The sequence below is a fragment of the Streptomyces sp. V1I1 genome, from assembly GCF_030817355.1.
Classification (GTDB): Bacteria; Actinomycetota; Actinomycetes; order Streptomycetales; family Streptomycetaceae; genus Streptomyces.
Map to the genome: position 1 here is coordinate 6,835,223 of NZ_JAUSZH010000001.1, position 25,774 is coordinate 6,860,996.

The 25,774-nt window shown below is 72.0% G+C and carries 23 protein-coding genes and 1 pseudogene; 16 read left to right on the plus strand and 8 right to left on the minus strand.

What is annotated here, in order from left to right; genetic code table 11:
* Positions 1 to 8: 8 nt before the first annotated feature.
* Positions 9 to 1,193, minus strand: a complete 1,185-nt coding sequence (locus QFZ67_RS32000) for a TDT family transporter (RefSeq protein WP_307664520.1) — start codon at positions 1,191 to 1,193, stop codon at positions 9 to 11.
* Between the two features lie 70 nt (positions 1,194 to 1,263).
* Here QFZ67_RS32000 and QFZ67_RS32005 point away from each other — a divergent pair, with 70 nt between their 5' ends.
* The gene (locus QFZ67_RS32005) at positions 1,264 to 2,202 is read left to right on the plus strand and encodes a LysR family transcriptional regulator (protein ID WP_307664521.1); all 939 of its coding nucleotides are present in this window, start codon (positions 1,264 to 1,266) and stop codon (positions 2,200 to 2,202) included.
* Between the two features lie 251 nt (positions 2,203 to 2,453).
* Here QFZ67_RS32005 and QFZ67_RS32010 read toward each other — a convergent pair whose 3' ends face one another.
* The 3 genes from QFZ67_RS32010 to QFZ67_RS32020 form a co-directional block, all read right to left on the minus strand.
* On the minus strand, positions 2,454 to 3,134 hold the full coding sequence (locus QFZ67_RS32010; protein ID WP_307664522.1) for a gamma-glutamyl-gamma-aminobutyrate hydrolase family protein: 681 nt from the start codon (positions 3,132 to 3,134) through the stop codon (positions 2,454 to 2,456).
* 43 nt (positions 3,135 to 3,177) lie between these two features.
* A complete protein-coding gene (gene eat / locus QFZ67_RS32015; protein ID WP_307664523.1) occupies positions 3,178 to 4,623 on the minus strand; it encodes an ethanolamine permease in 1,446 nt (481 codons plus the stop codon).
* A gap of 202 nt (positions 4,624 to 4,825) precedes the next feature.
* Positions 4,826 to 5,575 (minus strand): FadR/GntR family transcriptional regulator, encoded by a 750-nt coding sequence (locus tag QFZ67_RS32020; protein WP_307664524.1) that lies wholly within the window; start codon positions 5,573 to 5,575, stop codon positions 4,826 to 4,828.
* A gap of 57 nt (positions 5,576 to 5,632) precedes the next feature.
* Between QFZ67_RS32020 and QFZ67_RS32025 the strand changes: the two are divergent.
* From QFZ67_RS32025 to QFZ67_RS32040, 4 genes and pseudogenes are all read left to right on the plus strand, one after another.
* Positions 5,633 to 6,998: pseudogene (locus QFZ67_RS32025) on the plus strand (glutamine synthetase family protein).
* Complete coding sequence (locus QFZ67_RS32030) at positions 6,965 to 8,374, plus strand: aldehyde dehydrogenase (RefSeq protein ID WP_307666051.1); 1,410 nt, start codon at positions 6,965 to 6,967, stop codon at positions 8,372 to 8,374. Before QFZ67_RS32025 ends, QFZ67_RS32030 begins: the two are co-directional and overlap by 34 nt.
* Positions 8,375 to 8,378: 4 nt before the next feature.
* Positions 8,379 to 9,161 carry a 3-oxoacyl-ACP reductase gene (locus QFZ67_RS32035; protein ID WP_307664525.1) on the plus strand — a complete coding sequence of 261 codons (783 nt, stop codon included), beginning with the start codon at positions 8,379 to 8,381 and terminating at the stop codon, positions 9,159 to 9,161.
* Between the two features lie 48 nt (positions 9,162 to 9,209).
* Entirely contained in the window at positions 9,210 to 10,175 is a 966-nt protein-coding gene (locus QFZ67_RS32040; RefSeq protein WP_307664526.1) for a DUF2510 domain-containing protein, read from the plus strand.
* 50 nt (positions 10,176 to 10,225) lie between these two features.
* Here QFZ67_RS32040 and QFZ67_RS32045 read toward each other — a convergent pair whose 3' ends face one another.
* Together QFZ67_RS32045 and QFZ67_RS32050 are read right to left on the minus strand one after the other, a co-directional pair.
* The gene (locus tag QFZ67_RS32045; RefSeq protein ID WP_307664527.1) at positions 10,226 to 11,428 is read right to left on the minus strand and encodes an amino acid deaminase/aldolase; all 1,203 of its coding nucleotides are present in this window, start codon (positions 11,426 to 11,428) and stop codon (positions 10,226 to 10,228) included.
* A gap of 226 nt (positions 11,429 to 11,654) precedes the next feature.
* Complete coding sequence (locus QFZ67_RS32050) at positions 11,655 to 12,038, minus strand: hypothetical protein (protein WP_307664528.1); 384 nt, start codon at positions 12,036 to 12,038, stop codon at positions 11,655 to 11,657.
* 628 nt (positions 12,039 to 12,666) lie between these two features.
* On the opposite strand from QFZ67_RS32050, the gene QFZ67_RS32055 reads away from it, so the two are divergent.
* Entirely contained in the window at positions 12,667 to 13,452 is a 786-nt protein-coding gene (locus QFZ67_RS32055; protein ID WP_307666052.1) for a hypothetical protein, read from the plus strand.
* A complete protein-coding gene (gene mycP, locus QFZ67_RS32060) occupies positions 13,449 to 14,639 on the plus strand; it encodes a type VII secretion-associated serine protease mycosin (RefSeq protein WP_307664529.1) in 1,191 nt (396 codons plus the stop codon). Before QFZ67_RS32055 ends, mycP begins: the two co-directional genes overlap by 4 nt.
* On the opposite strand, the gene QFZ67_RS32065 is transcribed toward mycP, so the two are convergent.
* Complete coding sequence (locus QFZ67_RS32065; protein WP_307664530.1) at positions 14,626 to 15,213, minus strand: serine hydrolase; 588 nt, start codon at positions 15,211 to 15,213, stop codon at positions 14,626 to 14,628. The genes mycP and QFZ67_RS32065 overlap by 14 nt on opposite strands.
* Before the next feature lie 23 nt (positions 15,214 to 15,236).
* Here QFZ67_RS32065 and QFZ67_RS32070 point away from each other — a divergent pair, with 23 nt between their 5' ends.
* Positions 15,237 to 15,968 (plus strand): SseB family protein, encoded by a 732-nt coding sequence (locus QFZ67_RS32070; protein ID WP_307664531.1) that lies wholly within the window; start codon positions 15,237 to 15,239, stop codon positions 15,966 to 15,968.
* A gap of 7 nt (positions 15,969 to 15,975) precedes the next feature.
* On the opposite strand, the gene QFZ67_RS32075 is transcribed toward QFZ67_RS32070, so the two are convergent.
* Positions 15,976 to 16,338, minus strand: a complete 363-nt coding sequence (locus QFZ67_RS32075; RefSeq protein WP_307664532.1) for a DUF1844 domain-containing protein — start codon at positions 16,336 to 16,338, stop codon at positions 15,976 to 15,978.
* Between the two features lie 350 nt (positions 16,339 to 16,688).
* On the opposite strand from QFZ67_RS32075, the gene infC reads away from it, so the two are divergent.
* The 8 genes from infC (at position 16,689) to QFZ67_RS32115 (ending at position 25,514) form a co-directional block, all read left to right on the plus strand.
* Complete coding sequence (gene infC, locus QFZ67_RS32080) at positions 16,689 to 17,363, plus strand: translation initiation factor IF-3 (RefSeq protein ID WP_307664533.1); 675 nt, start codon at positions 16,689 to 16,691, stop codon at positions 17,361 to 17,363.
* Between the two features lie 123 nt (positions 17,364 to 17,486).
* Positions 17,487 to 17,681: a 50S ribosomal protein L35 gene (gene rpmI, locus QFZ67_RS32085; protein WP_142216133.1), complete on the plus strand. Its 195-nt coding sequence runs from the start codon at positions 17,487 to 17,489 to the stop codon at positions 17,679 to 17,681.
* A gap of 109 nt (positions 17,682 to 17,790) precedes the next feature.
* Positions 17,791 to 18,183 (plus strand): 50S ribosomal protein L20, encoded by a 393-nt coding sequence (gene rplT / locus QFZ67_RS32090; RefSeq protein ID WP_307664534.1) that lies wholly within the window; start codon positions 17,791 to 17,793, stop codon positions 18,181 to 18,183.
* 158 nt (positions 18,184 to 18,341) lie between these two features.
* Complete coding sequence (locus tag QFZ67_RS32095; protein ID WP_307664535.1) at positions 18,342 to 19,178, plus strand: RNA methyltransferase; 837 nt, start codon at positions 18,342 to 18,344, stop codon at positions 19,176 to 19,178.
* 99 nt (positions 19,179 to 19,277) lie between these two features.
* Entirely contained in the window at positions 19,278 to 20,399 is a 1,122-nt protein-coding gene (locus QFZ67_RS32100) for an ATP-binding protein (RefSeq protein ID WP_307664536.1), read from the plus strand.
* 166 nt (positions 20,400 to 20,565) lie between these two features.
* Positions 20,566 to 21,690: a phenylalanine--tRNA ligase subunit alpha gene (gene pheS / locus QFZ67_RS32105; RefSeq protein ID WP_307664537.1), complete on the plus strand. Its 1,125-nt coding sequence runs from the start codon at positions 20,566 to 20,568 to the stop codon at positions 21,688 to 21,690.
* Positions 21,690 to 24,206 carry a phenylalanine--tRNA ligase subunit beta gene (gene pheT / locus QFZ67_RS32110; RefSeq protein WP_307664538.1) on the plus strand — a complete coding sequence of 839 codons (2,517 nt, stop codon included), beginning with the start codon at positions 21,690 to 21,692 and terminating at the stop codon, positions 24,204 to 24,206. Before pheS ends, pheT begins: the two co-directional genes overlap by 1 nt.
* A 195-nt stretch (positions 24,207 to 24,401) precedes the next feature.
* Entirely contained in the window at positions 24,402 to 25,514 is a 1,113-nt protein-coding gene (locus tag QFZ67_RS32115; RefSeq protein ID WP_373430154.1) for a PP2C family protein-serine/threonine phosphatase, read from the plus strand.
* Positions 25,515 to 25,774 lie beyond the last annotated feature (260 nt).

Consider the following 25,774-nt stretch of genomic DNA (forward strand, 5'->3'; position numbering starts at 1 on the left):
CACCTGAATCATGATGTGGGCGCGCACCGGCATCGGTGCGCGCCCACACCCGTCGAGCCGGTCTTCACAGGCGCTGCGAGCAGCGCTCCGCCGAACAGGCCGCGCAGCGTACGGACGCCGGTCACCGCCCATGCGGCGACGAGGAAGGCGTACAGGCCGACCGCGAGCCATTCGATGGCCACCAGGCCGGTGTTGCGCGCAAGGCCCTCCGCGCCGGTCACGCAGGTGCCGACCGGGAAAGTGAAGGCCCACCAGGTCAGCGCGAACGGCATGCCGTCGCGCGCGGCCCGCACGACCATCGCACCGGCAAGCGCCAGCCACATCAGTGCGAAGCCCATCACGGGGATGCCGTAGATCACGGCGAAGGCGGCGAGCCCTTCGGCATACGGAGCCTGGATCGCGCCCGGGGCCACATCCGCCAGCTTGCCGACCGCGGTGGTCGACTGGCCGAGCGGGCCGAGCACCAGGAAGAGGGTGGGGGTGAGCGCGAGGGGCAGCGGGCCGTGGTGGACCAGCCGGGCGAAGACCATCGGCAGGATGAGCAGCGAGGCCAGCAGGCTGACCCCGAACATCGCATAGCTCGCCAGCAGCATCGTCTCCCGCCACTGCCCGGCCGGCAGATGCGGGACCAGGAGAGGGCCGAAGGACGCGGAGACCATCGGGGCGACGACGGGCAGCAGCCACACGGGTGAGGCAGTGCCGGGTGCGACCTTGTGGCATACGACCATCAGATACGGGACGACTACGGCGGCGGCGAGCCCTGTGAGGGTGCCCGCGCAGAAGAGCGCGGTCGCCGTCGCCACGGCAGCGGGTTCGCCGATCACGTCCTGGCCCATGGTCAGGGTGCCGATACCGACGGCCAGCAGCGCCATCGACAGGCAGCCGTAGAAGGGCGCGACCGCCGGGTCGAGGAGGTGGGCGCGGGCCTGGTCGCGGTGGTAAGCCCAGTGCGCGGCGCGGGCGGCCAGGACGACGGCCAGTAGCGCGGCGGAGAGCGTCCACACCGCGGTGCAGGCCGTCCGCAGGCCGGGGATGCCGAGGGGCAGGGCGGCGCCGGCGTTCGCGACGATGGCGGTGCCCATGACGGTCGCGTACCAGTTGGGGCCGAGGTGGCGGAGGGCGGGCAGCCGTACGGTGGTGAGGGTGGACGCGGCAGTGCGGCGGCGGGGGTGGGGCTGCACGGCGGTGACCATGTCTTCACTCTCACCTGGGCCTGGACTCCCCACCAGGGATCTCTCACCTATGGGCCCATAAGCTGGATTTATGACCGACGAGGATGAACAGCGGGTGCCGTTGGCGCACCGGGTACCGGACCTGGGCGCGCTCGAACTGCTGCTGGCCGTCGCGCGGCACGGCAGCCTGGGGCGGGCGGCGCGCGAGCTCGGCATTACCCAGCCGGCCGCGAGCAGCCGGATCCGCTCGATGGAGCGCCAGCTGGGGGTTGCGCTGGTCGACCGCTCCCCGCGCGGGTCCCGGCTGACGGACGCGGGGGCGCTGGTCACGGACTGGGCGCTGCGGGTCGTGGAGGCGGCGGAGGCGTTCGACGCGGGGGCGCAGGCGCTGCGAGGACGGCGCGATTCGCGGCTGCGAGTGGCGGCTTCGATGACCATCGCGGAGTACCTGCTGCCGGGGTGGCTGATCGCGCTCAGGGCCGGGCGCCCCGGCACGGCGGTCTCGCTGCTGGCCGGGAACTCCGCGGCGGTGGCTCAGCGCCTGCTCGCGGGCGAGGCGGACCTGGGCTTCGTGGAGGGCCTGTCCGTGCCGGACGGCCTCGACGGAGCGGTCATCGGCCACGACCGCCTTCTGGTGGTCGTGGCCCCGAGCCACCCATGGGCTCGCCGCCGCGCCCCGCTGACCCCGGCGGAGCTGGCCGCCGCGCCGCTGATCCTGCGCGAACGGGGCTCGGGCACCCGCCAGGTCCTCGACTCGGCCCTGTCCGCCTGCGGCGGCCTGGCCGAACCGCTGCTCGAACTCGCCTCGACGACGGCGGTCAAGGCAGCGGCGGTGAGCGGTGCGGGCCCGGCGGTCCTGAGCGAACTGGCGATCGCGGAGGAACTGACGGCGCGGCGCCTGACGAGCATCCCGCTGGCCTCGGTCGACCTCCGGCGCGCTCTCCGGGCGGTCTGGCCGACGTCACACCGGCCGACGGGTCCGGCGAGGGATCTGCTCACGCTGACGAGGGGACGCCCGACGTCCGGCTGACGCCGGATCCCCGGGGCACGGGTCGCCTGCGGCGGGCTTGTTCCCCCCGCCCCTTCCCGAACTGGGGGCAAGCCCCCAGCCCCGCCCCCTACGCCCTGCGGGCGTGGGGGACCCCCAGTACGCCCTTCGGGCGTGTCCTCAATCGCCGGACGCGCTGCATTTGCAGCCCCTTGGGGGTCCCCCCGGACGAAGTCTGGGGGAGTTTGAGGCGCGGGGTCCGGGACGGAGCCCCAGTTACGGGAAAGGCCCCGTCACGGCCTCGCCGCGGCGACCAGCGCCGACATCACCCGCATGTCGTCCCCCGCCTCCGGATGCCACTGGACCCCCAGCGCCCACCCCGCCCCCGACAGCTCCACCGCCTCCAACGTGCCGTCCTCCGCATGCGCGCTCGCCACGAGGGTGTCGGCCAGGCGATCCACCGACTGGTGGTGGTACGTGGGCACCGACGACTCCTCCGGGACGATCTCCGCGTACCGCGTCCCCGGGACCGGCTTGACGGTGTGGGCGCCGAAAACGCCCACACCCCCGACGTGCCCGTCCAGGTGCTGGACCAGCGTCCCGCCGAGCGCCACGTTCAGCAGTTGCAGGCCCCGGCAGATCCCCAGCAGCGGCGTCCCGGACGCCAACGCCGCCCGGATCAGGGAGAGTTCCCACGCGTCCCGGTCCCGCGCCGGCGGGCCCGTACGCTCGTCGGGCTCGGCTCCGTACCGTACGGGCTCGACATCCGCTCCGCCCGCGATCACCAGGCCGTCCAGCCGGGACACGACCGGCTCGGCCTGCGCCGGGTCGTCGGGCGGGAGGAGTGCCGCGAGGCCGCCGGCCGCCTGGATCAGGCGGGGGTATCCGGCCGGCAGCAGCGCCGCGGGCATCTCCCACACGCCCCACGCGGCCGGCTCCAGGTACGTGGTGACGCCGATGAGCGGCTTGGACACAGTGACTCCGTTCTGTTCCGTTCCCTTGCGTCCTGTTTCTGGTTCAGTCCCGTTCGAGTTCGGCCTCGGCCGCCGCCAGCGCCGCGAACTCCTCCTCCGGAGCCCGCGCCACCAGATGATGGCGACTGTAGATCGCGAAGTAGGCGAGTGCGACGGCGTAGACGCCCAGCGCGATGAAGGCCGCGTCCCTGTCCACCAGGAACGTCGCCACCAGCGCGGACAGCGCAAGGATGAAGGCGACGGACGAGGTGAGTGTGCCGCCGGGCGTGCGGTACGGGCGCGGGAGCTCCGGCTCGCGGCGGCGCAGCACGATGTGCGACAGGGCCATCAGCGCGTAACTGATCGTCGCGCCGAAGACCGCGATGTTCAGCATCCGCGCGCCGTTGCCCGTCCCCGCCGCCAGCGCGAAGCCGATCGCCCCGGGGATCAGCAGCCCGAGGTACGGCGACTTGCGCCGGCTGGTGAGGGAGAGGAAGCGCGGGAGATAGCCAGCCCGGGAGAGCGCGAAGAGCTGGCGCGAGCCCGCGTAGATGAGCGAGAAGAAGGACGCAACCAGGCCCGCCAGGCCCGCGTAGTTGACGAAGCGGCTCAGCGGCGTCGGATCGCCGCTCCCCTGCAACGCCACCACCAGCGGATTTCCGGCCTCCTGGATCGCGGCGGAGCCCTGCGCGCCCGTCGCGGCGAAGAACGTCAGCACGGCCAGCAGCACCAGAACCCCCATTGAGATGGCGAGCGCCCGCGGCATCGAGCGCACCGGGTCCTTCGCCTCCTCCGCCGCCAGCGGCACGCCCTCGACACCGAGGAAGAACCACATGCCGAAGGGGAACGCCGCCCAGATGCCGAGCAGGCCGAACGGCAGCCAGGAGCCCGAGCCGAACGCGTCCTTGTCGACGGGGATGTCGTCCAGACCGCCCGCGCTGAAGTCCGTGAACGCGCCGACCGCGAAGATCAGCAGCGCCGCGACCGCGATCGCCGTCACCACCAGGCTGAAGCGCAGCGCCTCGCCGACGCCCCACAGATGGATGCCGATGAAGATCGCGAAGCAGGCGAGATAGACCGGCCAGCCGGACTCCAGGCCGAACAGGCCGAGCGATTCGACGTAGTCGCCGATGAAGATGGCGATCGCCGCGGGCGCGAGTATGTACTCGATGAGGATCGCGGTGCCGGTCAGGAACCCGCCCCAGGTGCCGAGCGCGCGACGGGCGAAGCCGTAGCCGCCGCCCGCCGTCGGCAGGATCGCCGACAGCTCGGCGAGTGCGAAGACGAGACAGGCGTACATCGCGCCCATCAGCAGGGTGGCGATCGCGAGTCCGCCGAAGCCGCCCTTGGACAGGCCGATGTTCCAGCCGGAGAAGTCGCCGGAGACGACATAGGCGACGCCGAGCCCCGTGAGGAGCAGCCAGCCGGCGCTGCCCCTGCGCAGGGTGCGGCGGTTCAGATAGACGTCGTCGGCGGGGGACTGGTCGCGTGTGGTGGTGCCTTCGGCCATGAGTCGCTCCTGGCAGAGGTCAATGGTTTGTGCGGACACCTTTGCGGCAGGTGTCGGGGATGCGCAAGCCCTGTGCGTAAAGCTGCGGTTACGGTTCGGTCGCCGTCGAGGGGCAGGAGAGGGCCAGGAGAGGGTCACGGGAGGGGCAGGTGAGGGGCAGGTGAGGAGCAGGTGAGGAGCAGGCGAGGAGCGCAGGGGAGGGTCAGGAGAGGAAGCCGCGCAGCAGCGCCGCCGTCCCCTCGCAGTGCTCCCGCATCACCTCGCGCGCCGCGTCCGCGTCCCCGTCGAGCACCGCGTCGACCAGCGCCGTGTGCTGGTGCTGCGAGTGCTCGAGGTTGCGTACGAGTAGCGGAATGCAGTCCAGCAGATCGTTCAGCGTGGCGCGCACCGCGGCGTACTGCGCGGTCAGCGTGGGGGAGCCGGAGAGCTCGGCGAGGGTCAGATGCAGCAGCGTGTCCTGGCGCCGGTACTCGGTGAGCGGCGCGTCGTGCGTCGCGGCCAGGGCCGTACGCAGCCGTTCCGCGCCCTCGTCGGACAGGCCGTGCGCGGCGCACAGCCCGGCGGCCCCCACCTCGAGCACTTCGCGGAAGCGCAGGGTGTCCTCGACGTCCACCTCCGCCACGCGTCGGCGCAGCTCGTCCTCGCCGTGGGTGTCGGGGCGGTGCAGTACAAACGTTCCGCCGTAGCGGCCGCGCCTGCTCTCCACGAGCCCCTGGTCGGTGAGAACCTTCAGCACCTCGCGCAGCGTGACCCGGCTGATCCCTATCCGCTCCGCGAGCTCGCGCTCCGCGGGCAGCCGCTCGCCGCCGGCGACCAGTCCGAGGCGCAGCAGCTGAAGAATCTGCTCCAGTGCTTCCTCGAAGCCGTTGCCCGCGCGCACAGGGCGCAGCACGGGCGTCAGCGGGTCGGCCGCATCGTTCTTCTTCGCCACGTCGCTGTTCCCTCTTCCCATGCAATGGTCTTCGGTAATACCTTATGGCTTCCGGCTGACCCAAGGAGGCGTAATCCCGTGGCAGACCGCAAACCCCCGCTCGGGGTCGAGGAGCTTCGCGCCCTCGTCGCGAGCGGTGAGATCGACACAGTCGTCCTGGCCTTCCCCGATATGCAGGGGCGGCTCCAGGGCAAGCGGTTCGCCGCACCCTTCTTCCTGGACGAGGTCCTGGAACACGGCACCGAGGGGCTGCAACTACCTCCTCGCCGTCGACACCGAGATGAACACCGTCGACGGCTACGAGATGTCCTCGTGGGAGCGCGGCTACGGCGACTTTGCCATGCACCCCGACCTCACCACACTGCGCCGCGTTCCCTGGAACGAGGGCACCGCGCTGCTCGTCGCCGACCTCGCATGGAACGACGGCTCACCCGTCGTCGCCGCGCCCCGCCAGGTCCTGCGCCGGCAGCTGGACCGCCTCGCCGAGCACGGCTTCACGGCGCACGTCGGCACGGAGCTCGAATTCATCGTCTTCAAGGACACCTACGAGGAGGCCTGGGACCGCAACTACCGCGATCTCATCCCGGCCAACCAGTACAACATCGACTACTCCGTCCTCGGCACCGGCCGCATCGAGCCGCTGCTGCGCCGGATCCGCAACGAGATGGCGACCGCCGGCCTGGTCGTCGAGTCCGCCAAGGGCGAGTGCAACCCCGGTCAGCACGAGATCGCCTTCAAGTACGACGAAGCCCTGGTCACCTGCGACCAGCACGCCGTCTACAAGACCGGCGCGAAGGAGATCGCCTCCCAGGAGGGCGTCTCGCTCACCTTCATGGCCAAGTACAACGAGCGTGAGGGCAACTCCTGCCATATCCACCTCTCGCTCCAGGACGAGACCGGCGCGAACGTTATGGCGGGCGACGGACCCGGCGGAATGTCGCAGGTCATGCGCCACTTCCTGGCCGGACAGCTGGCGGCGCTGCGTGACTTCTCGCTGCTGTACGCGCCCAACATCAACTCGTACAAGCGCTTCCAGCCCGGCTCCTTCGCGCCGACCGCCGTCGCCTGGGGCTACGACAACCGCACCTGCGCGCTGCGCGTCGTCGGCCACGGCCGCTCGATGCGGTTCGAGAACCGGCTGCCGGGCGGCGACGTCAACCCCCACCTGGCCGTAGCAGGTCTGGTCGCGGCCGGTCTGTACGGCATCGAGCAGCAGCTGGAACTGCCGGAGGAGTGCACCGGGAACGCGTACACCGCCGGCTACGCGCAGGTGCCCACCACGCTGCGCGAAGCCGCCGAACTCTGGGAGAACAGCCCCATCGCCAAGGCCGCATTCGGCGACGAAGTCGTCGCGCACTACCGCAACATGGCGCGGGTCGAGCTCGAAGCCTTCGACGCCGCGGTGACCGACTGGGAGCTCCGCCGCTCCTTCGAACGTCTGTGAGGCACGCTTTGCCGTACTCGTACCATGAGGTGCTCAATCCCGCGACCGGGCAGGTCGTCGAGACCGTCCGGGCGACGACGGCCGCCGAGGTCGACGCCGCCGTCGCGAGGGCCGCAAAGGCCCAGCAGGGCTGGGCGGCCGCCGCACCCGCCGACCGGGCCAGGCTGCTGCGCCGCTTCGCTGCGGTCGTCGACGAACACCTCGAAGAACTCGCCCAGTTGGAGGTGCGGGAGGCCGGGCACACCATCGGCAACGCCCGCTGGGAAGCCGGCAACGTCCGCGACCTCCTCGACTTCGCGGCCGGGGGAGTCGAGCGCCTGAATGGCCGTCAGATCCCCGTCGCGGGCGGCCTCGACATCACCATCCTCGAACCGCTCGGCGTCATCGGCGTGATCGCGCCCTGGAACTTCCCCATGCCGATCGCCGCCTGGGGCACGGCCCCGGCCCTCGCTGCCGGCAACGCCGTCCTCCTCAAGCCTGCGGAGACCACCCCGCTCACCGCGCTGCGGCTGGCCGAACTCGCCCTGGAGGCAGGCCTGCCCGAGCACCTCTTCCAGGTGCTGCCGGGTGCGGGCGACGAAGCGGGCAACGCGCTGGTCGAGCACCCGGGCGTCGCGAAGATCGTGTTCACCGGCTCCACCCGCGTCGGCAAGCAGATCATGGCCAAGTGCGCGGACCGCGTGAAGCGCGTGACCCTCGAACTCGGCGGCAAGAGCCCCAACATCGTCTTCGCCGACTCCGACCTCGAAGCCGCCGTCGCCGCCACGCCCATGTCCTTCCTCGACAACAGCGGGCAGGACTGCTGCGCCCGCACCCGCATCCTGGTGCAGAGCTCGGTCTACGACCGTTTCCTGGACCTTCTCGCCCCGGCGATCGAGTCCGTCGTCGTCGGCGACCCGGCCGACGAGAACACTCAGATGGGCCCGCTGATCTCGCAGGCGCAGCTGGAGCGGGTACGTGCCTACGTCCCCGACGAGCTGAAGGCGATCCGCGGCACCGCCCCACAAGGCCCCGGATTCTGGTTCCCGCCGACCGTCCTCACCGACCTCGCGCCGGACGCCCCCGCCGCCTGCGAAGAGGTCTTCGGCCCGGTGGCCGTCGTCCTCCCCTTCGACGACGAGGCCGACGCGATCCGGCTCGCCAACGCCACCGAGTACGGCCTGTCCGGCTCCATCTGGACCCGCGACGTGGGCCGCGCGATCCGCGTCTCCCGCGCCGTCGCCGCCGGCAACCTCTCCGTCAACTCCCACTCCAGCGTCCGCTACTCGACGCCGTTCGGCGGCTACCAGCAGTCCGGCCTCGGCCGCGAACTCGGCCCCGACGCCCTCACCGCTTTCACCGAAACCAAGAACGTCTTCATCAGCACGGAGGCCTGAAGCAATGACCGCCCAGAACATCTGCCGCCGCCTCGTCGGCCGTACCGCCGTCATCACCGGCGCCGGCAGCGGCATCGGCCTGGCCACCGCGCGCCGCCTCGCCACCGAGGGTGCCAACGTCGTCTGCGCCGACATCGACGAGACCGCGGGCAAGGCCGCGGCCGACGAGGTCGGCGGCACGTTCGTACGCGTCGACGTCACCGACGCCGAGCAGGTCGAGGCGCTGTTCAAGACCGCGTACGACACCTACGGCAGCGTCGACATCGCCTTCAACAACGCGGGCATCTCGCCCCCCGACGACGACTCGATCCTCACCACGGGCCTGGATGCCTGGAAGCGTGTCCAGGAGGTCAACCTCACCTCCGTCTTCCTGTGTTGCAAGGCCGCCATCCCCTACATGCAGCGCCAGGGCCGCGGCTCGATCATCAACACCGCGTCGTTCGTGGCCGTCATGGGCGCGGCGACCTCCCAGATCTCGTACACCGCGTCCAAGGGCGGCGTGCTCGCCATGTCGCGCGAGCTCGGCGTGCAGTTCGCCCGCGAGGGGATCCGGGTCAACGCGCTGTGCCCCGGGCCGGTCAACACCCCGCTGCTGCAGGAGCTGTTCGCCAAGGACCCGGAGCGCGCCGCGCGCCGCCTGGTCCACATCCCGGCCGGACGGTTCGCGGATGCGGACGAGATCGCCGCCGCCGTGGCCTTCCTCGCCAGCGACGACTCCTCGTTCATCAACGCGACCGACTTCCTCGTCGACGGCGGAATCGCGGGCGCGTACGTCACTCCCGTGTAGAAGCACTCCCGTGTAGAAGCACGGAAGCCGCCCCCCTAGGGTGGCCGGATGAGCATGACGACCCCGGCGGGCTGGTACCCGGACCCCAACGTGCCGGGCAGCGAGCGCTGGTGGGACGGGGCCGCCTGGACCGCGCACGCGCGCGCGGTCCAGGCGCAGGTCCAGGCGCAGACCCCGGCGCAGACCGCGGCCCAGGCCCAGGCCGCCGGGTTCGGTCCGCCGACCGTGCCGATGCAGCAGTCGGCACCCGGAGGCGGCGGCAAGGCGCGACTGGTGGCGCTCGGCACCGCGGGCGTGGTGCTCGTCGCGGCGGTGGCCACCGGCGCGGTGCTGCTCGGGAAGGACGACGGGGATACGAAGCCCGAGTCCGCGCCGAGCGTTTCCGAACCTGCCTCGACGACGGCGGACCCGAAGAACAGCCAGGCAGCCACCCCGCCCACGGGCGACGACTCCGCGCTGCTGACCGACCAGCTCAACGGCATCACCATGGCCGTCCCCGAGGGCTGGGAGAAGTCCGACAGCTCCCTCGACGCGGGCACCACGATGGTGACGGACCAGACCTACGACTGCCCGGGAGGCGGCTCCCCGCTCTGCCGGCACGGCCGGGTGTCGTCGATCACCGCCACCCAGACCGACGTGAACTCGCCCGCGGCGCTCGCCAAACAGGACATCGTGACGGCCGCGGACAAGGCGTACGAGGAAGACACCCTCGGCAACCGTATCCACGGCGGGATCAAGTCCCACGCCGTGATCAAGTCCCAGTCCATCGCCGTCGCCGGGCGGGCGGGCTATCTGGTGCGCTGGCGGGTCACCACCGGAGCGGGCCCCGGCGGGTATGTCCAGTCGCTGGCCTTCCCCTCGACGGTGGGCACCGGGGCGATGGTCGTCGTCCGCTTCGCCTTCGACGCGGGTCCGGACGGGCCGAAGCTCGCCGACATGGACAAGATCGCCGCGAGCATCCGCCCGATCGGCGACTCCACGAGCGGCGGAGTCGGCAGCAGCATCGGCCCATAACGGCCTCCGGGCGGCTGAGGCGGGCCCGCCTCAGAGGCCGGTGGCCCGCTTCAGAGGAAGGTGCGGCCTTCGCCCCGGTACGTGGGCGCGGTCCCCGTCACCCGGTCGCCCGCTATCAGTTGCAGCGTGTCGAAGCGCTCACACAGCTCCCCGGCCTTGGCGTGCCGGAACCACACCTTGTCGCCGATCAGCAGATCGTCGGCGGCCGAGCCGAGCAGCGGGGTCTGCACCTCGCCGGGCCCCTCCTGCGGGTCGTAGCGCAGCCCTTCCGGGAGATACGGGACGGGCAGCCGGTCCGCGCCGGCCGCGCCCGATGCCGGGTAGCCGCCGCCGAGAACCGTCACCACGCCCACACCCGGCCTGCGCACCACCGGCTGGGCGAAGAGCGCGGCCGGACGCCCCGTGAACGAGGTGTAGTTGTCGAACAGCCGAGGGACATACAGCCCGGACCCGGCGGCGATCTCGGTCACCGCGTCCTCGGCCGCGGTGTGCTGCACGCTGCCGGTGCCGCCGCCGTTGACGAACTCCAGGCCCGGCGTCACGGCCCGCACCGCCCGCACCACCGCGGCCCGCCGTGCCGCCAGCTCCTTACGGGCCGCGGACTGCATCAGCCGGACGGCCCGCGAACGCAGCGGACTGCCCGCCACGGCGTCCCCGACACCCGCCACATGTCCCTCGTACGCCATCAGCCCCACCAGCCGGAAGCCCGGGCGGCGCGCGATCGACCGCGCCAGCTCGGCCAGCTGGGCCGGCTCACGCAGCGGCGAACGCCGGGCCCCGATCCGTACCCTGCCGCCCAGCAGGTGCAGCGCGGTGTCGAGTTCCAGACAGACCCGGATCTCCTCCTTGCCGCCGGCCCGTGAGCAGTCGATCAGCTCCAGCTGTGCCGCGTCGTCGACCATCACGGTCACGGCGGCCGCGAGCTTGGGGTCGCCCGCGAGCTCCGCGAACCCGGACCGGTCCGCGGACGGGTAGGCCAGCAGTACGTCGTCGAACCCGGCCCGCGCCAGCCACAGCGACTCGTCCAGCGTGAACGACATGATCCCCGCGAACCCGTCCCGCGCCAGCACCCGTTCGAGGAGTGCCCGGCAGCGCACGGACTTGCTCGCCAGCCGGATGGGCTTGCCGCCCGCTCTGCGCACCAGATCATCGGCGTTGGCGTCGAACGCGTCGAGATCGACGACTGCGAGCGGCGCATCGAGATGGGCGGTGGCCCTGTCGTAGCGGGCCCGGTCAGCGGCACGGGGAGTCATGGCCTGAGCTTGCCAGACCGAATTACCGCAGGGTAGGGGGACGTTTTGCGCAGATCCCCCCGGACCCCTGGTCTCGTTGCCGCGACGCGTGTTCCAGCCCGTAGAGTGACGCACACGCGGTGACGAACGGGCCTGCCCCGAGAGGCGATCCGTTGGTGTACGTGGACGAGAATTCAGGGGGCGGGATGAGCACGGAGGCGCAACGTCCTCCCGGCCCGGCCTCGCCTCAGCCCGACGACGGGGAGCCGACGCCGAGCACGTCCCGCATTACGGAGGCGCTGGTCCCGCCGGATCCGGCCCCGAGGACGCTGCGGGTATCGGGCATCACGGAACTGGTTTCCCAGGAGCCGGTGCTCCCACCGCCGGGGCCGAGGGCCCCGCGGCATCCGGAGACACCGGCGGCCGAGCCGTCCGCCGACACCCAGGCCCGCCCGGCCGCCCCGCCGCACTCGGAGACACCGGCGGGTGCGCCGTCGGCCGACGCCCAGGCCCGGCCGGCCGCTCCTGCGATCCGGCCCGCGTCCCAGTTCGGCGGCTCCGCTCGGACCGAGCCGGACGCGGCCACCCCTGATACGCCGTCCGCTGACATGCGCCCCGCGTCTGCTGACATGCGGTCCGCGTCTTCGGGCAGCGGCTCCGCCGGGCTGCCCGAGCCGGACGCCGCCTACGGGTCTGCTGACGGTGGGCGCCGCCCGTCCTCCTACCCGCTGCCGCCGCAACCGTCGTCCGGCGTCCCGCCGCGCCCGGAGGTACCGCCCGCCCGCTCCGGCGCACCCGCGCCCCCGCGTCCGGCCGCCGCCGAGCGCCCCGCCCCACCCCGGCCCGGCGTGTCCCACAGCGGGCTCCGGCCCGCCGTTCCGCCGCCGAGTGCGCCCGCGCCGCAACCGTCGTCCGGCGTCCCGCCGCGTCCGGAGGTACCGCCCGCCCGCTCCGGCGCACCCGCGCCCCCGCGTCCGGCCGCCGCCGAGCGCCCCGCCCCACCCCGGCCTGAGGCCTCCGCGCCCCCCGTCCTGCCCGTCGAGACCACCGCCCGGCTGCGGCCCATCGCCACGCCCCCCGGCCCCCGTACCGGCTCTGCGCCACTGCCGCCCGAGGTGCCGCCGCGGCCCGCCGGTCCGCCCTCGCGGCGCAGGGCCGTCGGGTCCGTCGACCTCACGCCGCGGCCCGGCACACGACCCGCGCACCCCGGCCCCGGAGCCGGCGGCCGGTCCTGGGCGCCGCCGGAGAGCCCGGCCGAGATGACCACCCGGCTCCGTCCCGTACGGACCCGGCACCCCGCGCGCACCCTCGGCGCCGTCGCCTGTGTCGTCCTCGGGCTCGGCCTGATCGGCGGCGCGGCCACCGGCAGCTGGCTGACCGGCGACTCCAGCGCCGACGCCACCGCCCGTACCGGGTACACCGAGACCCGCACCCTCTGGCACAGCGTCCCCGTCGACACCCTGTTCCCCCGCACCCTCAAGGGCGAGGACGCGGGCCCCGGCGGCGCGGACCGGGTCTGGACCCGGATCGCCGTCGCGCCCGACGGCGACTGCGCGAGCGCCCTCGACCCGCTGCTGGTCACGACGTTGCAGCCGGTCGGCTGCGCCCGGGTGCTGCGCGCCACCTACACCGACGCGACGGCCACCAGCGTCACCACTGTCGGGCTGATCTTCACCGAGGCCGACGCGGCCGCCATGCACGCGCTGGCCTCCCGCTTCACCGGGGAAGGCCTCGACGAGCGCCCCGATCTGATGCCCCGCACCCTCCCGGCCAAGGGCACCGTCGCCGCCGGTTTCGGCAACCGGCAGCGCGCCAGCTGGACCGTGAACGTCCTGACCGAGGCGCCCGTCGTCGTCTACGCCGTGTCCGGCTTCGCCGACGGCCGTACCGTCACCGACCCGCAGCCCGCCGACGAGGCCAAGGCCAAGGGCGCGACGTCCGCACCCGCCCAGGCGGGCCTCGGCCATGAGGCCAAGGGCATCGCGGACCGTATCCAGGGCGGACTGCGCAAGACCGTCAGCACGGCCACGGAGAAGCCCGAATGACCCGCCGCCCCGTCGTTACCCGCCGTTCCCGCCACCGCATCGCCGCCGCCCTCGCGGCCGCCGCCCTCGCGCTCCTGCCCGCGACGCCCGCGCACGCGGACGGCATACGGACCCAGCAGTGGGCGCTCAGCTCCATGAATACCGACCAGGCCTGGCGCACCACCAAAGGCGAGGGCATCACCGTCGCGGTCCTCGACACGGGCGTCGACGACCGCCACCCCGACCTCGCGGGCTCGGTCCTGCAGGGCAAGGACTTCATCGGCTTCGGCGCCCAGCGCGGCGAACGCGCCTGGGCCCGCCACGGCACCGCCATGGCCGGCATCATCGCCGCCCACGGCCACGGCCCGGGCAGCGAGGACGGCGTCATGGGCATCGCGCCCGAGGTGAAGATCCTCCCCGTCCGGGTCATCCTCGAAGGCACTGACAAGGCCCGCGAGAAGGCCCGAAACTCCCGCGGCAATGCCCTCGCCCAGGGCATCCGCTGGGCCGCCGACCAGGGCGCCGACGTCATCAACCTCTCCCTCGGCGACGACAGCGAGTCCGCGCACCCCGAGGCGGCCGAGGACGCCGCCGTGCAGTACGCGCTCGCCAAGGGCTCCGTCGTCGTCGCGTCGGCCGGCAACGGCGGCGAGAAGGGCGACCACATCTCGTACCCCGCCGCCTACCCCGGCGTGATCGCCGTGACAGCCGTCGACCGCTTCGGCACCCACGCAGCCTTCTCCACCCGCCGCTGGTACGCCACCGTCAGCGCCCCCGGCGTCGACATCGTCATGGCCGACCCCGACCAGAAGTACTACCAGGGCTGGGGCACCAGCGCGGCCTCCGCCTTCGTCTCCGGCGCGGTGGCCCTGGTCCGCGCCGCCCACCCGGGCCTTACCCCCGCCCAGATCAAAAAGCTCCTCGCGGACTCCGCCCGCAACGGCCCCAAGGGCGGCCGCGACGACGCCAAGGGCTACGGCATCGTCGACCCGGCCGCCGCGATCAAAGCGGGCGCGAAGCTGCGCCCCGCTGGCCTGAAGGCCGCCTCCTCGGGCTACGACAAGGAGTACTTCGGCCCCGGCCCCGCGGCCGTGAAGAAGGACGTGGAGCCGGCCGGCTGGCTCGCCCCGCTCGCGGGCGGCATCGGCGCGCTCGTGCTGGCGGGTGCGGTCGTGCTCTGGCGCGGCGGCCGGGTCAGAGGCGCCTGACCGCCTCCCGCACCGCCGCCTCGACACACGCGATGCCCGCCTCCTTCGTCTCATGCCCGTCGGAGAGCACCGCGATGAGCCGGCCGTCGGCCCGCCCCACCGAGTGCACGACCCACAGCCCTGTCTCCCGCATCGGCATCCAGCCGTTCTTGAGCGCCCAAGCGCCGCCCGCGGCCGACACCCCCCAGTCCTGCCCCTCGACCACCTGACCCATGAGGGCCCGGAGATACGCATACGGGCCGTCGAACACGGCCCGCATCAGCGCGAGTTGATCCGCCGCGGTGGTCCGCGTCAGCCCCCACGCAGTTTCGGCCCGCGTCTGGGCGAGCCCGAGCCGCGCATGCGCCGAGTCCAGCCCCGGCGCGCCGCCGATCGTCTCCCACAGCGCCGTCGCCGCGTCGTTGTCGCTCCGTACGATCATGGCCCGCGCCAGCTCCCGCTCCCGCGCGGTCAGCGGACGTCCCTCCAGCAGCAGCGCGGCCAGGATCGAGACCTTCACGATGCTCGCCGAGGGATACGCCCGCTGCTCGCCGTACGACAGGCCGGACACGGCGACCGAGACACTGGCACTCATACCAGGGAGGTTAGGCTCGACGCGTGGCGCTCAAGAACATCCCTGACCCCGGTTTCTCCGACGACGACGGCACCGCCGATCCCCGGCTGACGGCGGCCCTCGCGGACTGGTCCGCGGACCGCACGGCCCAGCAGCCGGTGCTCGAAGCCCTCAAGGACGCCCGGCTGCTGGTCCCGGTCGTCGCCTTGCTCGGCGAGGTCGAGGAGGACGAGAACGGCCTGCGCCGCGAGAAGACCAGCGACATGGCGATCCCCACGCTGACGGCGGGCGACCGCCGTGCGCTGCCCGCGTTCACCTCGATCGACTCGCTGGCCCGCTGGGACCCGCACGCGCGCCCCGTGGCCGTACCGCTGCACCAGGCATTGCAGGCCGTCGCCCACGAGCAGGCCGACACGCTGCTGCTCGACGTCGCGGGTCCCGTCCCCTACCAGCTGACCGGCAGCGCGCTGCTCGCCCTCTCCGAGGGCCGCACCAGCGTCGACCCGCTCGATGACCCGGCGGTCACCACCGCGGTACGGGACGCGGTCGCCGCCGAGCCCGCGGTGCTCCGCGCCCACCTCGGCCCCGGCCGCGCGGACGGCATCCTCGCCCTGGTCCTCGCCGCGGACGCGGTCCCGGCCCAGGCGGCCCGCCGCGTCGCCGAGACGCTGGCGGCCGACGACGTACTGAGGGCCCGCCTGGTGCGGGGCCTCGACCTGGCACTGCTCCCGGCCGAGGCCACCCCGCCGGGCGAGCCCCTCTTCGTACGCGGGTAAGAAGAATTCAGCCGTACACCGGGCCGGTGTACTTCTCGCCCGGTCCCTGGCCCGGCTCGTCCGGGACCAGCGACGCCTCGCGGAACGCCAGCTGCAGCGACTTCAGCCCGTCGCGCAGCGGCGCCGCGTGGAAGGAGCTGATCTCGGTCGCGCTCGCGTCCATCAGACCCGCCAGCGCGTGCACCAGCTTCCGCGCCTCGTCCAGATCCTTGTGCTCCGCGCCGTCCTCGGTCAGACCGAGCTTCACGGCGGCCGCGCTCATCAGATTCACCGCGACCGTGACGATCACCTCGACGGCGGGGACCTCCGCGATGTCGCGGGTCATGTCGTCGAAGCCGGGGGACTCATTGGGGGTGGTCGCGTCACTCATGACGCACACGATATGCCCCGCCGCAGAGGACCGGTCTCCGGCCACCGGTTAGCCGCTTCCGGCCAGAGCTGCTAACCTTGTGTAACGACCGGCCGGACACCTGTGTGCCCGGCCCACAAGTGGAGGCTCCGATCTCCCACCTGGCTGTCCTCCGGGACGGCGGGTCACCGGTCAGGCGGCGCCCATCGTTCCGTACGGACGATGGAGCCGCCCGATAAGCCCCGCGGTAGCACGCGGCGGTGTTCCGGTATTCGAGGAGCTCCCGCCTGTGTTCCGTCCGGGGCATTTTTCACGTTCCGGTGCGGTTGGTCTCACGAAACAGACGTTACGCGGCTGCCTGCCAGACATCCGTGTGGTGCTACTTAGGAGGATCCATCAGCGCCGAGCCCCGCATCAACGACCGGATTCGCGTTCCCGAAGTGCGACTTGTCGGTCCCAGCGGCGAGCAGGTCGGGATTGTTCCGCTTGCCAAGGCCCTCGAGCTTGCGCAGGAGTACGACCTCGACCTGGTCGAGGTCGCGGCGAACGCCCGTCCGCCTGTGTGCAAGCTCATGGACTACGGGAAGTTCAAGTACGAGTCGGCCATGAAAGCCCGTGAGGCGCGCAAGAACCAGGCGCACACGGTCATCAAGGAGATGAAGCTCCGGCCGAAGATCGACCCGCACGACTACGACACCAAAAAGGGTCACGTCGTCCGGTTCCTCAAGCAGGGCGACAAGGTCAAGATCACGATCATGTTCCGTGGTCGTGAGCAGTCCCGCCCCGAGCTTGGGTTCCGCCTGCTGCAGCGGCTCGCTTCCGATGTCGAGGACCTCGGATTCATCGAGTCGAACCCGAAGCAGGACGGCCGGAACATGATCATGGTTCTTGGCCCGCACAAGAAGAAGACCGAGGCCATGGCCGAGGCGCGTGAGGCTCAGGCCGCCCGCAAGGCGGAGCGTCAGGGCTACGCGCACGAGGAGACCACGGACGAGGCCGCCCAGGCCCCGGCCGAGGCCCCTTCCGAGACGCCCTCCGAGGCGTGACCTGATGGGGCTGCCACCCAGGCAGCCCCGGGTCCCGCCCGGAACCCACAAACCAAGATCTGACGCTCCTGTCGTCCGGTGTCCGCACCGGGGGAGCGCCACTGACGAGGAGATAACGGCGCTATGCCGAAGAACAAGACGCACAGCGGTGCCAAGAAGCGCTTCAAGATCACCGGCTCCGGCAAGGTGCTCCGTGAGCGCGCCGGCAAGCGCCACCTGCTGGAGCACAAGTCGTCCAAGCTGACGCGTCGCCTCACCGGCAACGCCGAGATGGCCCCGGGTGACTCGAAGACCATCAAGAAGCTTCTCGGCAAGTGACGTATGTGTCCCCGGTGACCGGGGGCACGCGCCGAGACCGGGACCAATTCGTTTCCGGGCCGGGGTGAGTCGAACTCTCAATCCCAGCCCCGCTACAAGGAGTTAACAAGTGGCACGCGTCAAGCGGGCAGTCAACGCCCACAAGAAGCGCCGGGCGATTCTCGAGCAGGCCAGCGGCTACCGCGGTCAGCGTTCGCGCCTGTACCGCAAGGCCAAGGAGCAGGTCACCCACTCCCTGGTCTACAACTACAACGACCGTAAGAAGCGCAAGGGCGACTTCCGTCAGCTGTGGATCCAGCGCATCAACGCCGCTGCCCGCCAGAACGGTATGACGTACAACCGCCTCATCCAGGGTCTGAAGGCCGCCAACATCGAGGTGGACCGCAAGATCCTGGCCGAGCTCGCGGTCAACGACGCCGGCGCGTTCGCCGCGCTCGTCGAGGTTGCCCAGAAGGCGCTTCCGAGCGACGTCAACGCCCCGAAGGCCGCGTCGGCGGCCTGACGGCCGCGTCCAGCCGGACCGCTTTTGGACCCGCAGGCCTTCGGCCTGCGGGTCCGGTGCGTTCTGCGCTGTATCGGGGGACACCCCCGGCCCCCGACCTTCCCCGTGCAGACCCTTCCGGGGTCGGCCCCGGACCCGAATCAGAGAGCCGCAGGCACATGGCCCCCGAGCTGATCTCCCCGCGTTCCCCACGCGTCACCGCCGCCCGGCGGCTTGCCAAGCGCGCCTTCCGGGGCAAGGAGCGCCTGTTCATCGCCGAGGGGCCGCAGGCCGTGCGGGAAGCGGTCGCCCATCGCGGCCCCAGCGGTGAGCCCACCCTGGTCGAGCTCTTCACCACCGTCGAGGCCGCAGAGCGGTACGCGGACATCGTCGACGCCGCCCGTGCCGCCGGGGCCCGGGTGCACCACGCCTCCGACGCGGTGCTCGCCGAGGTCTCCCAGACCGTCACCCCGCAGGGCCTGGTCGGCGTCTGCCGGTTCCTCGACTCGCCGTTCGAGGAGATCCTGGCGGCGCGGCCGAAGCTCGTCGCCGTACTCGCGCATGTACGCGACCCCGGGAACGCCGGCACGGTGCTGCGCTGCGCGGACGCCGCGGGCGCCGACGCCGTCGTCCTCACCGACGCCTCCGTCGACCTCTACAACCCCAAGTCGGTGCGCGCGTCGGTCGGTTCGCACTTCCATCTGCCCGTCGCCGTCGGCGTCCCCGTCGAGCAGGCGGTGCGGGGGCTGCGCGACGCCGGAGTGCGCGTACTGGCCGCCGACGGCGCCGGCGACGACGACCTGGATGACGAGCTCGACGCCGGGACCATGGGCGGACCCACCGCATGGATCTTCGGCAACGAGGCCTGGGGGCTGCCGGAGGAGACCCGTGCGCTCGCGGACGCCGTCGTGCGCGTACCGATCCACGGAAAGGCCGAAAGTCTGAACCTCGCGACCGCCGCAGCCGTATGCCTCTATGCCTCGGCGCGTGCCCAGCGCGCAGTGGGTACTCACTGAGTGGGAGTACTCGCTCAGGGGGTCCGCTCCGTCACTTCCAGCTAGTAGTGTGACGGGCTCGGGGGCCCACTGCGGCGGCGGGAGAGGTGGGGTACGGGGATGGCTGTCGGGACGAGCAGGCTCGCGGAGACACACGGGGCGTTGCTGTGCCAGTCCGGCGGCCTCGACGCGTTCGGGATCGACCCCGACGACCTCCCCGACGGACTTGTCGTCGCCGACGAGAACGGCCGCGTGATCTGCTTCAACGACGCGGCCGTACGGATCACCGCCGTGTCCAAGGGCGAAGCGCTCGGCCTGCCGCTGGAGCGCGCGCTGCCGCTGGAGGACCTCAAGGGCTGCCGCTGGTGGACGCTTACCGATCCGTACGGCGGACTCGCCACCCGCGTCGGCCAGCCCGAGCGCAATCTGCTGCTGCCCGGCGGCCGCGAGGTCCTCGTCTCCGTCCGTTATGTGCGCGAGCGCCCCACCGGGCCGGTACGCCGCCTCGTCATCAGCCTGCGCGGCACCGAGGCCCGGCGCCGCACCGAACGCAGTCACGCCGAGCTGATAGCGACGGTCGCCCATGAGCTGCGTTCCCCGCTCACCTCGGTGAAGGGCTTCACGGCGACGCTGCTCGCCAAATGGGAGCGATTCACCGACGACCAGAAGCGGCTGATGCTGGAGACGGTCGACGCCGACGCCAACCGCGTCACCCGGCTCATCGCCGAGCTCCTCGACATCTCCCGTATCGACTCCGGACGGCTCGAAGTGCGCCGCCAGCCCATCGACATCGCGGCCGCCGTCGGACGCCACATCCAGTCGCACATAGCCAGTGGCCAGTCTCCCGACCGCTTCTTCGTGCGCATCCAGCGCCGGCTGCCCGATCTGTGGGCCGACCCGGACAAGATCGACCAGGTGCTCGGCAACCTGCTGGAAAATGCGGTGCGCCACGGCGCCGGAACGGTCACCATCGAGGTGGCGCCGGCATCGGCGAAGGACGACGAGAAGGGTACGGCCGTCACCGTGAGCGACGAAGGCCCCGGCATCCCCGAGGAGTCGATGGGCCGTGTCTTCACCCGCTTCTGGCGGGGGAGCAAGCGCGGCGGCACCGGCCTGGGCCTCTACATCGTCAAGGGCATCGTCGAGGCGCACGGCGGGACGATCACCGTAGGCCGCGGACCCGGCGGCGGCGCCGAGTTCCGATTTATTCTGCCCGTCGGCGCCCCGGCCTACCTGAAATAAGAGGTTTCGCGAAGCGTCAGGTAGGGCGGTGGCGGGCGACGGGAGGGCCTAGCCGCCCGCAGGCTCATTCGCCTCTCCACACCCCGTTAGACTCGACCTTTGGCACCTTTGCGTCCTCGGTCGACGAGCGGGGGCCCCAGCCAGCCCATCGGAAGTACGGGAAGAGATGTCCGCACCCAATAAGTCGTACGACCCTGTTGAGGTCGAGGCACTGAAACCGGAAGAGATCGAGCGCATGCGGGACGAGGCGCTCGCCGCCTTCGCCGCCGCCGGCGACCTCGACGAGCTCGCTCACGCGAAGGTCGCGCACACCGGCGGCGGCTCGCCGCTCGCGCTCGCCAACCGGGAGATCGGCGCACTGCCGCCGCAGGCCAAGGCCGAGGCCGGCAAGCGCGTGGGCCAGGCCCGTGGCGCCGTGAGCAAGGCGCTCGCCGCCCGCCAGGTCGAACTGGAGGCCGAGCGCGACGCCCGGGTGCTGGTCGAGGAGGCAGTGGACGTCACGCTGCCCTACGACCGCGTTCCGGCCGGCGCCCGCCACCCGCTGACCACGCTCTCCGAGCGCATCGAGGACATCTTCACAGCCATGGGCTACGAGGTGGCCGAAGGCCCCGAGGTCGAGACCGAGTGGCTGAACTTCGACGCGCTGAACATCGCCGCGGACCACCCCGCCCGCGGTGAGCACGACACCTTCTTCGTCGAGGGCGCGGACGGTGGCAGCGCTTCCGGCGTCGTACTGCGCACGCACACCTCGCCCGTACAGGTCCGCTCGATGCTCGACCGTGAGCCGCCGGTGTATGTCATCTGCCCCGGCCGCGTCTACCGCACCGACGATCTGGACGCCACGCACACTCCGGTCTTCCACCAGGTCGAGCTGCTCGCCGTGGACGAGGGCCTGACCATGGCGGACCTCAAGGGCACCCTCGACCACATGGTCCGGGCGCTCTTCGGCGGCGAGGGCATGAAGACCCGGCTCCGGCCGAACTTCTTCCCCTTCACCGAGCCGTCCGCCGAGATGGACATGGTCTGCTACGTGTGCCGCGGCGAGTCCGTCGGCAATCCGGACCGGCCCTGCCGCACCTGCGGCAGCGAGGGCTGGATCGAGCTCGGCGGCTGCGGCATGGTCAACCCGAAGGTGCTCATCGCCTGCGGCGTCGACCCCAACAAGTACAGCGGATTCGCTTTCGGGTTCGGCATCGAGCGGATGCTGATGTTCCGCCACAACGTAGAAGACATGCGAGACATGGTCGAGGGTGACGTCCGGTTCACCCGGCCGTTCGGGATGGAGATCTGATGCGGGTCCCGCTTTCTTGGCTGCGGGAGTACGTCGACCTGTCGGCCACGGAGACCGGCCGCGACGTACAGACCAAGCTCATCGCGGCAGGTCTCGAGGTCGAGACGGTCGAGCAGCTCGGCGCCGGTCTCAAGGGCCCGCTCGTCGTCGGCAAGGTGCTGACCATCGAGGAGCTGACGGAGTTCAAGAAGCCCATCCGCTTCTGCACCGTCGACGTCGGCATGGCCAACGGCACCGGCGAGCCGCAGGAGATCGTCTGCGGCGCGCGCAACTTCTCCGTCGGCGACAAGGTCGTCGTGGTCCTGCCCGGCGCCGTGCTGCCCGGTGACTTCGCGATCGCCGCGCGCAACACGTACGGCAGGACCTCGCACGGCATGATCTGCTCCGGCGACGAGCTCGGCATGGGCGACGACGGCAGCGGTGGCATCATCGTGCTGCCGCCGGAGCACGAGGTCGGCACCGACGCCATCGAGCTGCTCGAGCTTGTCGACGAGGTCCTGGACATCGCCGTCACGCCCGACCGCGGCTACTGCCTCTCGATGCGCGGCGTCGCCCGCGAGACCGCCATTGCGTACGGCCTGCCGCTGCGCGACCCGGCGCTGCTGGACGTGCCCGCACCGAACTCCTTCGGGTACGTGGTCAAGGTCTCCGACCCGGTCGGCTGCGACCGCTTCACCGCGCGCACGGTCGTCGGCCTGGAGCCCGAGGCCCGCTCCCCGATCTGGCTGCAGCGCCGGCTGCAGAAGGCCGGGATGCGCCCGATCTCGCTCGCCGTCGACGTCACCAACTACGTGATGCTCGAAGTCGGTCAGCCGCTGCACGCCTACGACCGGACCCGTCTCGACGGGCCGATCGGGGTGCGCCGCGCCGAGCCCGGCGAGAAGCTCACCACCCTGGACGGCGTGCAGCGGGTGCTGGACGCCGAGGACCTGGTGATCACCGACAACCGCGGGCCGATCGGCCTCGCGGGCGTCATGGGCGGCGCCAACACCGAGATCGCCGACCACGACGACGACACCGCCGGTGCCACCACCGAGGTCGTCATCGAGGCCGCGCACTTCGACGCCGTGTCCATCGCCCGTACGGCCCGGCGCCACAAGCTCGCCTCCGAGGCGTCCAAGCGCTTCGAGCGCGGCGTCGACCCGCAGGCCGCCTCTGCCGCCGCGCAGCGGACCGTCGACCTGCTGGTGCTGCTCGCCGGCGGCACGGCGGAGGCCGGCGTCACCGAGATCATCGCGCCGTCCGCGCCGCGTACGGTCTCGATGCCCGCCGACCACCCCGACCGTGTCGCGGGCGTCCACTACGGCCGCGAGACCGTCGTACGCCGCCTCCAGGAGGTCGGCTGCGACGTGTACGGGCAGGACGAACTGGTCGTCACCGTCCCGTCCTGGCGTCCCGACCTCGCCGAGCCGAACGATCTCGCCGAAGAGGTCATCCGGCTGGAGGGGTACGAGAACCTGCCCTCCACGCTGCCCAAGCCGCCGGCCGGTCGCGGGCTCACCGGCCGCCAGCGGCTGCACCGCCGCATCGGCCGCGCACTGGCCGGTGCCGGCTATGTCGAGGCGCCGAACTACCCGTTCGTCGGCGAGGCCGTGTTCGACCAGCTCGGCCTGGAAGCGGACGACCCGCGACGCACCGTCGTCAAGCTGGTCAACCCGCTCTCCGACGAGGAGCCGGCGCTGCGCACCACGCTGCTGCCGGGCCTGCTCGGCGCGCTGCGGCGCAACGACGGCCGTGGCTCGCACGACTTGGCCCTCTTCGAGACGGGTCTGGTCTTCCGGCCGACCGGCGAGGAGACGGTCCCCGGCACGCTGCCCGTCGACCGCCGTCCCACCGATGAGGAGATCGCCGCGCTGAACGCGGCGCTGCCGCACCAGCCGCGCCGCGTCGCCACCGTTCTGGCCGGAGCGCGCGAGCAGGCCGGCTGGTGGGGCAAGGGGCGCCCGGCCGACTGGGCCGACGCGGTCGAGTCCGCCCGTACGGTCGCCCGCGAGGCCGGCGTCGAACTCATCGTCCGCGCCGATCAGCACGCCCCGTGGCACCCGGGCCGCTGCGCCGCGCTGTACGCCACCGTGAACGGCGAGGAGACCCTCGTCGGCCACGCCGGCGAACTGCACCCGCGCGTCATCAAGGCGCTCGGGCTGCCGGAGCGCACCTGCGCGATGGAGGTCGAGCTCGACCTTCTCCAGCGGGCCGGTGAGGGCAGCCTGCGGGCCCCGCGGATCTCCACCTTCCCGGTGGCGACCCAGGACGTCGCGCTGGTCGTGTCCGAGGACGTGCCGACCGCCGAGGTCGAGAAGGTGCTGACCGAGGGCGCGGGTGAACTGCTGGAATCCATCCGGCTTTTCGATGTGTTTGTCGGGTCGCAGATCGGCGAGGGCAAGAAGTCCCTGGCGTACGCCCTGCGGTTCCGCTCCCCGGACCGGACGCTGACCGTCGAGGAGGCGTCGGCCGCCCGCGACGCCGCCGTCGCACTCGCCGCCGAGCGCACCGGGGCGGTGCTGCGCGGGGCCTGACCGCTCCCGATCCCTGAGGGGCGCACCCGGACACCGGGTGCGCCCCTTACGCCTTTGCCGGGCGCGGGGCGCCACCTCACTCATTCGGGTGAGAACGTGGGGCGTCGTTCCTTTCGGGCCCGGTCGATCGACAGAATCGACCCAGCCGTAGGGGCGGGCCTGCGCGCCGGACAGGTCTACGAGGGGACCATCCGCATGATCCGTATCAGGTCTCGGGGCCCCTTTCCGGTCTCGCGGTGGGCGAGGGCAGCGCGCGCGGAGGATTCACGGGCAGGGCGGCTGCTCCCCTTGCTGCTTCCCACCGCCTGGGGCGTCGCGGCCCTCACCTGGAAGATCGCCTGCCCGGCCGACGAGCCCGAGAGCCTGTGCCAACGGATCGTCACCGGCGTTGTGTTCTTCACGGTCGGCACCGCGCTTGTGCTCGGCATCAGGCGGCAGTTGAGCCGCGAGCTCAGACGTGTCCGCGCGGTCGCCCACGCCGCCCAGCGGGTGCTGCTGCGTCCGCCGCCGCCGCGCCTGGACGGTCTCGCTCTCGCCGCGGGCCAGCTGTCGGTGAGCCGCGGTGCCGCGATCGGCGGTGATCTGTACGAGGCGGTGGCCACCCCGTACGGCGTCCGCATCGTCATCGGCGATGTCCGCGGCCATGGTCTCGCCGCGATCGGTGCGGTCGCGGCGGTGCTCGGCAGTTTCCGGGAGGCCGCCTACGACGAGCCCGAACTGGGCGGTGTCCTTGGGCGGTTGGACCGGGCGATGCAGCGGTATCTGCGGGAGCGGGCCAGGGACGAGCATCCGGCGGCCGGCGGGGGAGAGCCGCACTGCCCGTCGGCGGAGGAGTTCGTCACCGTACTGCTGCTGGAGATCGGCACGGACGGGAGCGTGGTGGCTCTCAACTGCGGTCATCCATGGCCGTATCGGCTCGGTCGCCGTGGGGCGAAGCCGCTCGCCTGCGGCGATCCGCTGCCGCCGCTCGGCATGTTTCCGCTCCCCGCCGAACTGCCCGTGCACCGGTGTGCGCGGCTGCTGTCCGGCGAGGCGCTGTTCCTGCACACGGACGGAGCGGCGGACGCCCGTGACGCGTCGGGGAAGTTCTTCGGTCTGGAAGCCGTGCTCGCCGATGCCGCGCTCGGCTCACCGGTCTCGCCCGCCGCCGTGATCACCACCGTTCACTCGGAGTTGCTGCGGCACACCGGTGGGCGGCTCGCCGACGATGTGGCGCTGCTGGTGCTGCGCAACGACCGCTCGCGGGTGCCGGCGCAGTGCGGGGACACCGCCCTGCGCCGTACCCGGCCGGAACCCTCCAATCGCTAGCTGTCATCTGCAGCCATGTGCAGCGATCGGCAACCAAGGGGTTGCCGTGCGGCCGGCGCCGCCCGCCCTGCCGCGGAGTGTCGGGCAGATCAGCAGGGCAGACGACGCGATCGAGGGCCGCCGCACTGTACGAGGGGGAGCCGGCGGCCCGGCCGCCTCCATGAGAGGCATTTCAGTCAACCGGCGCGAACGGTACGGCGGCAGAGCGCGCGAGGCACAGATCGGGGCACTCCAATCACACCCCGTGCGAATCCCCCTCT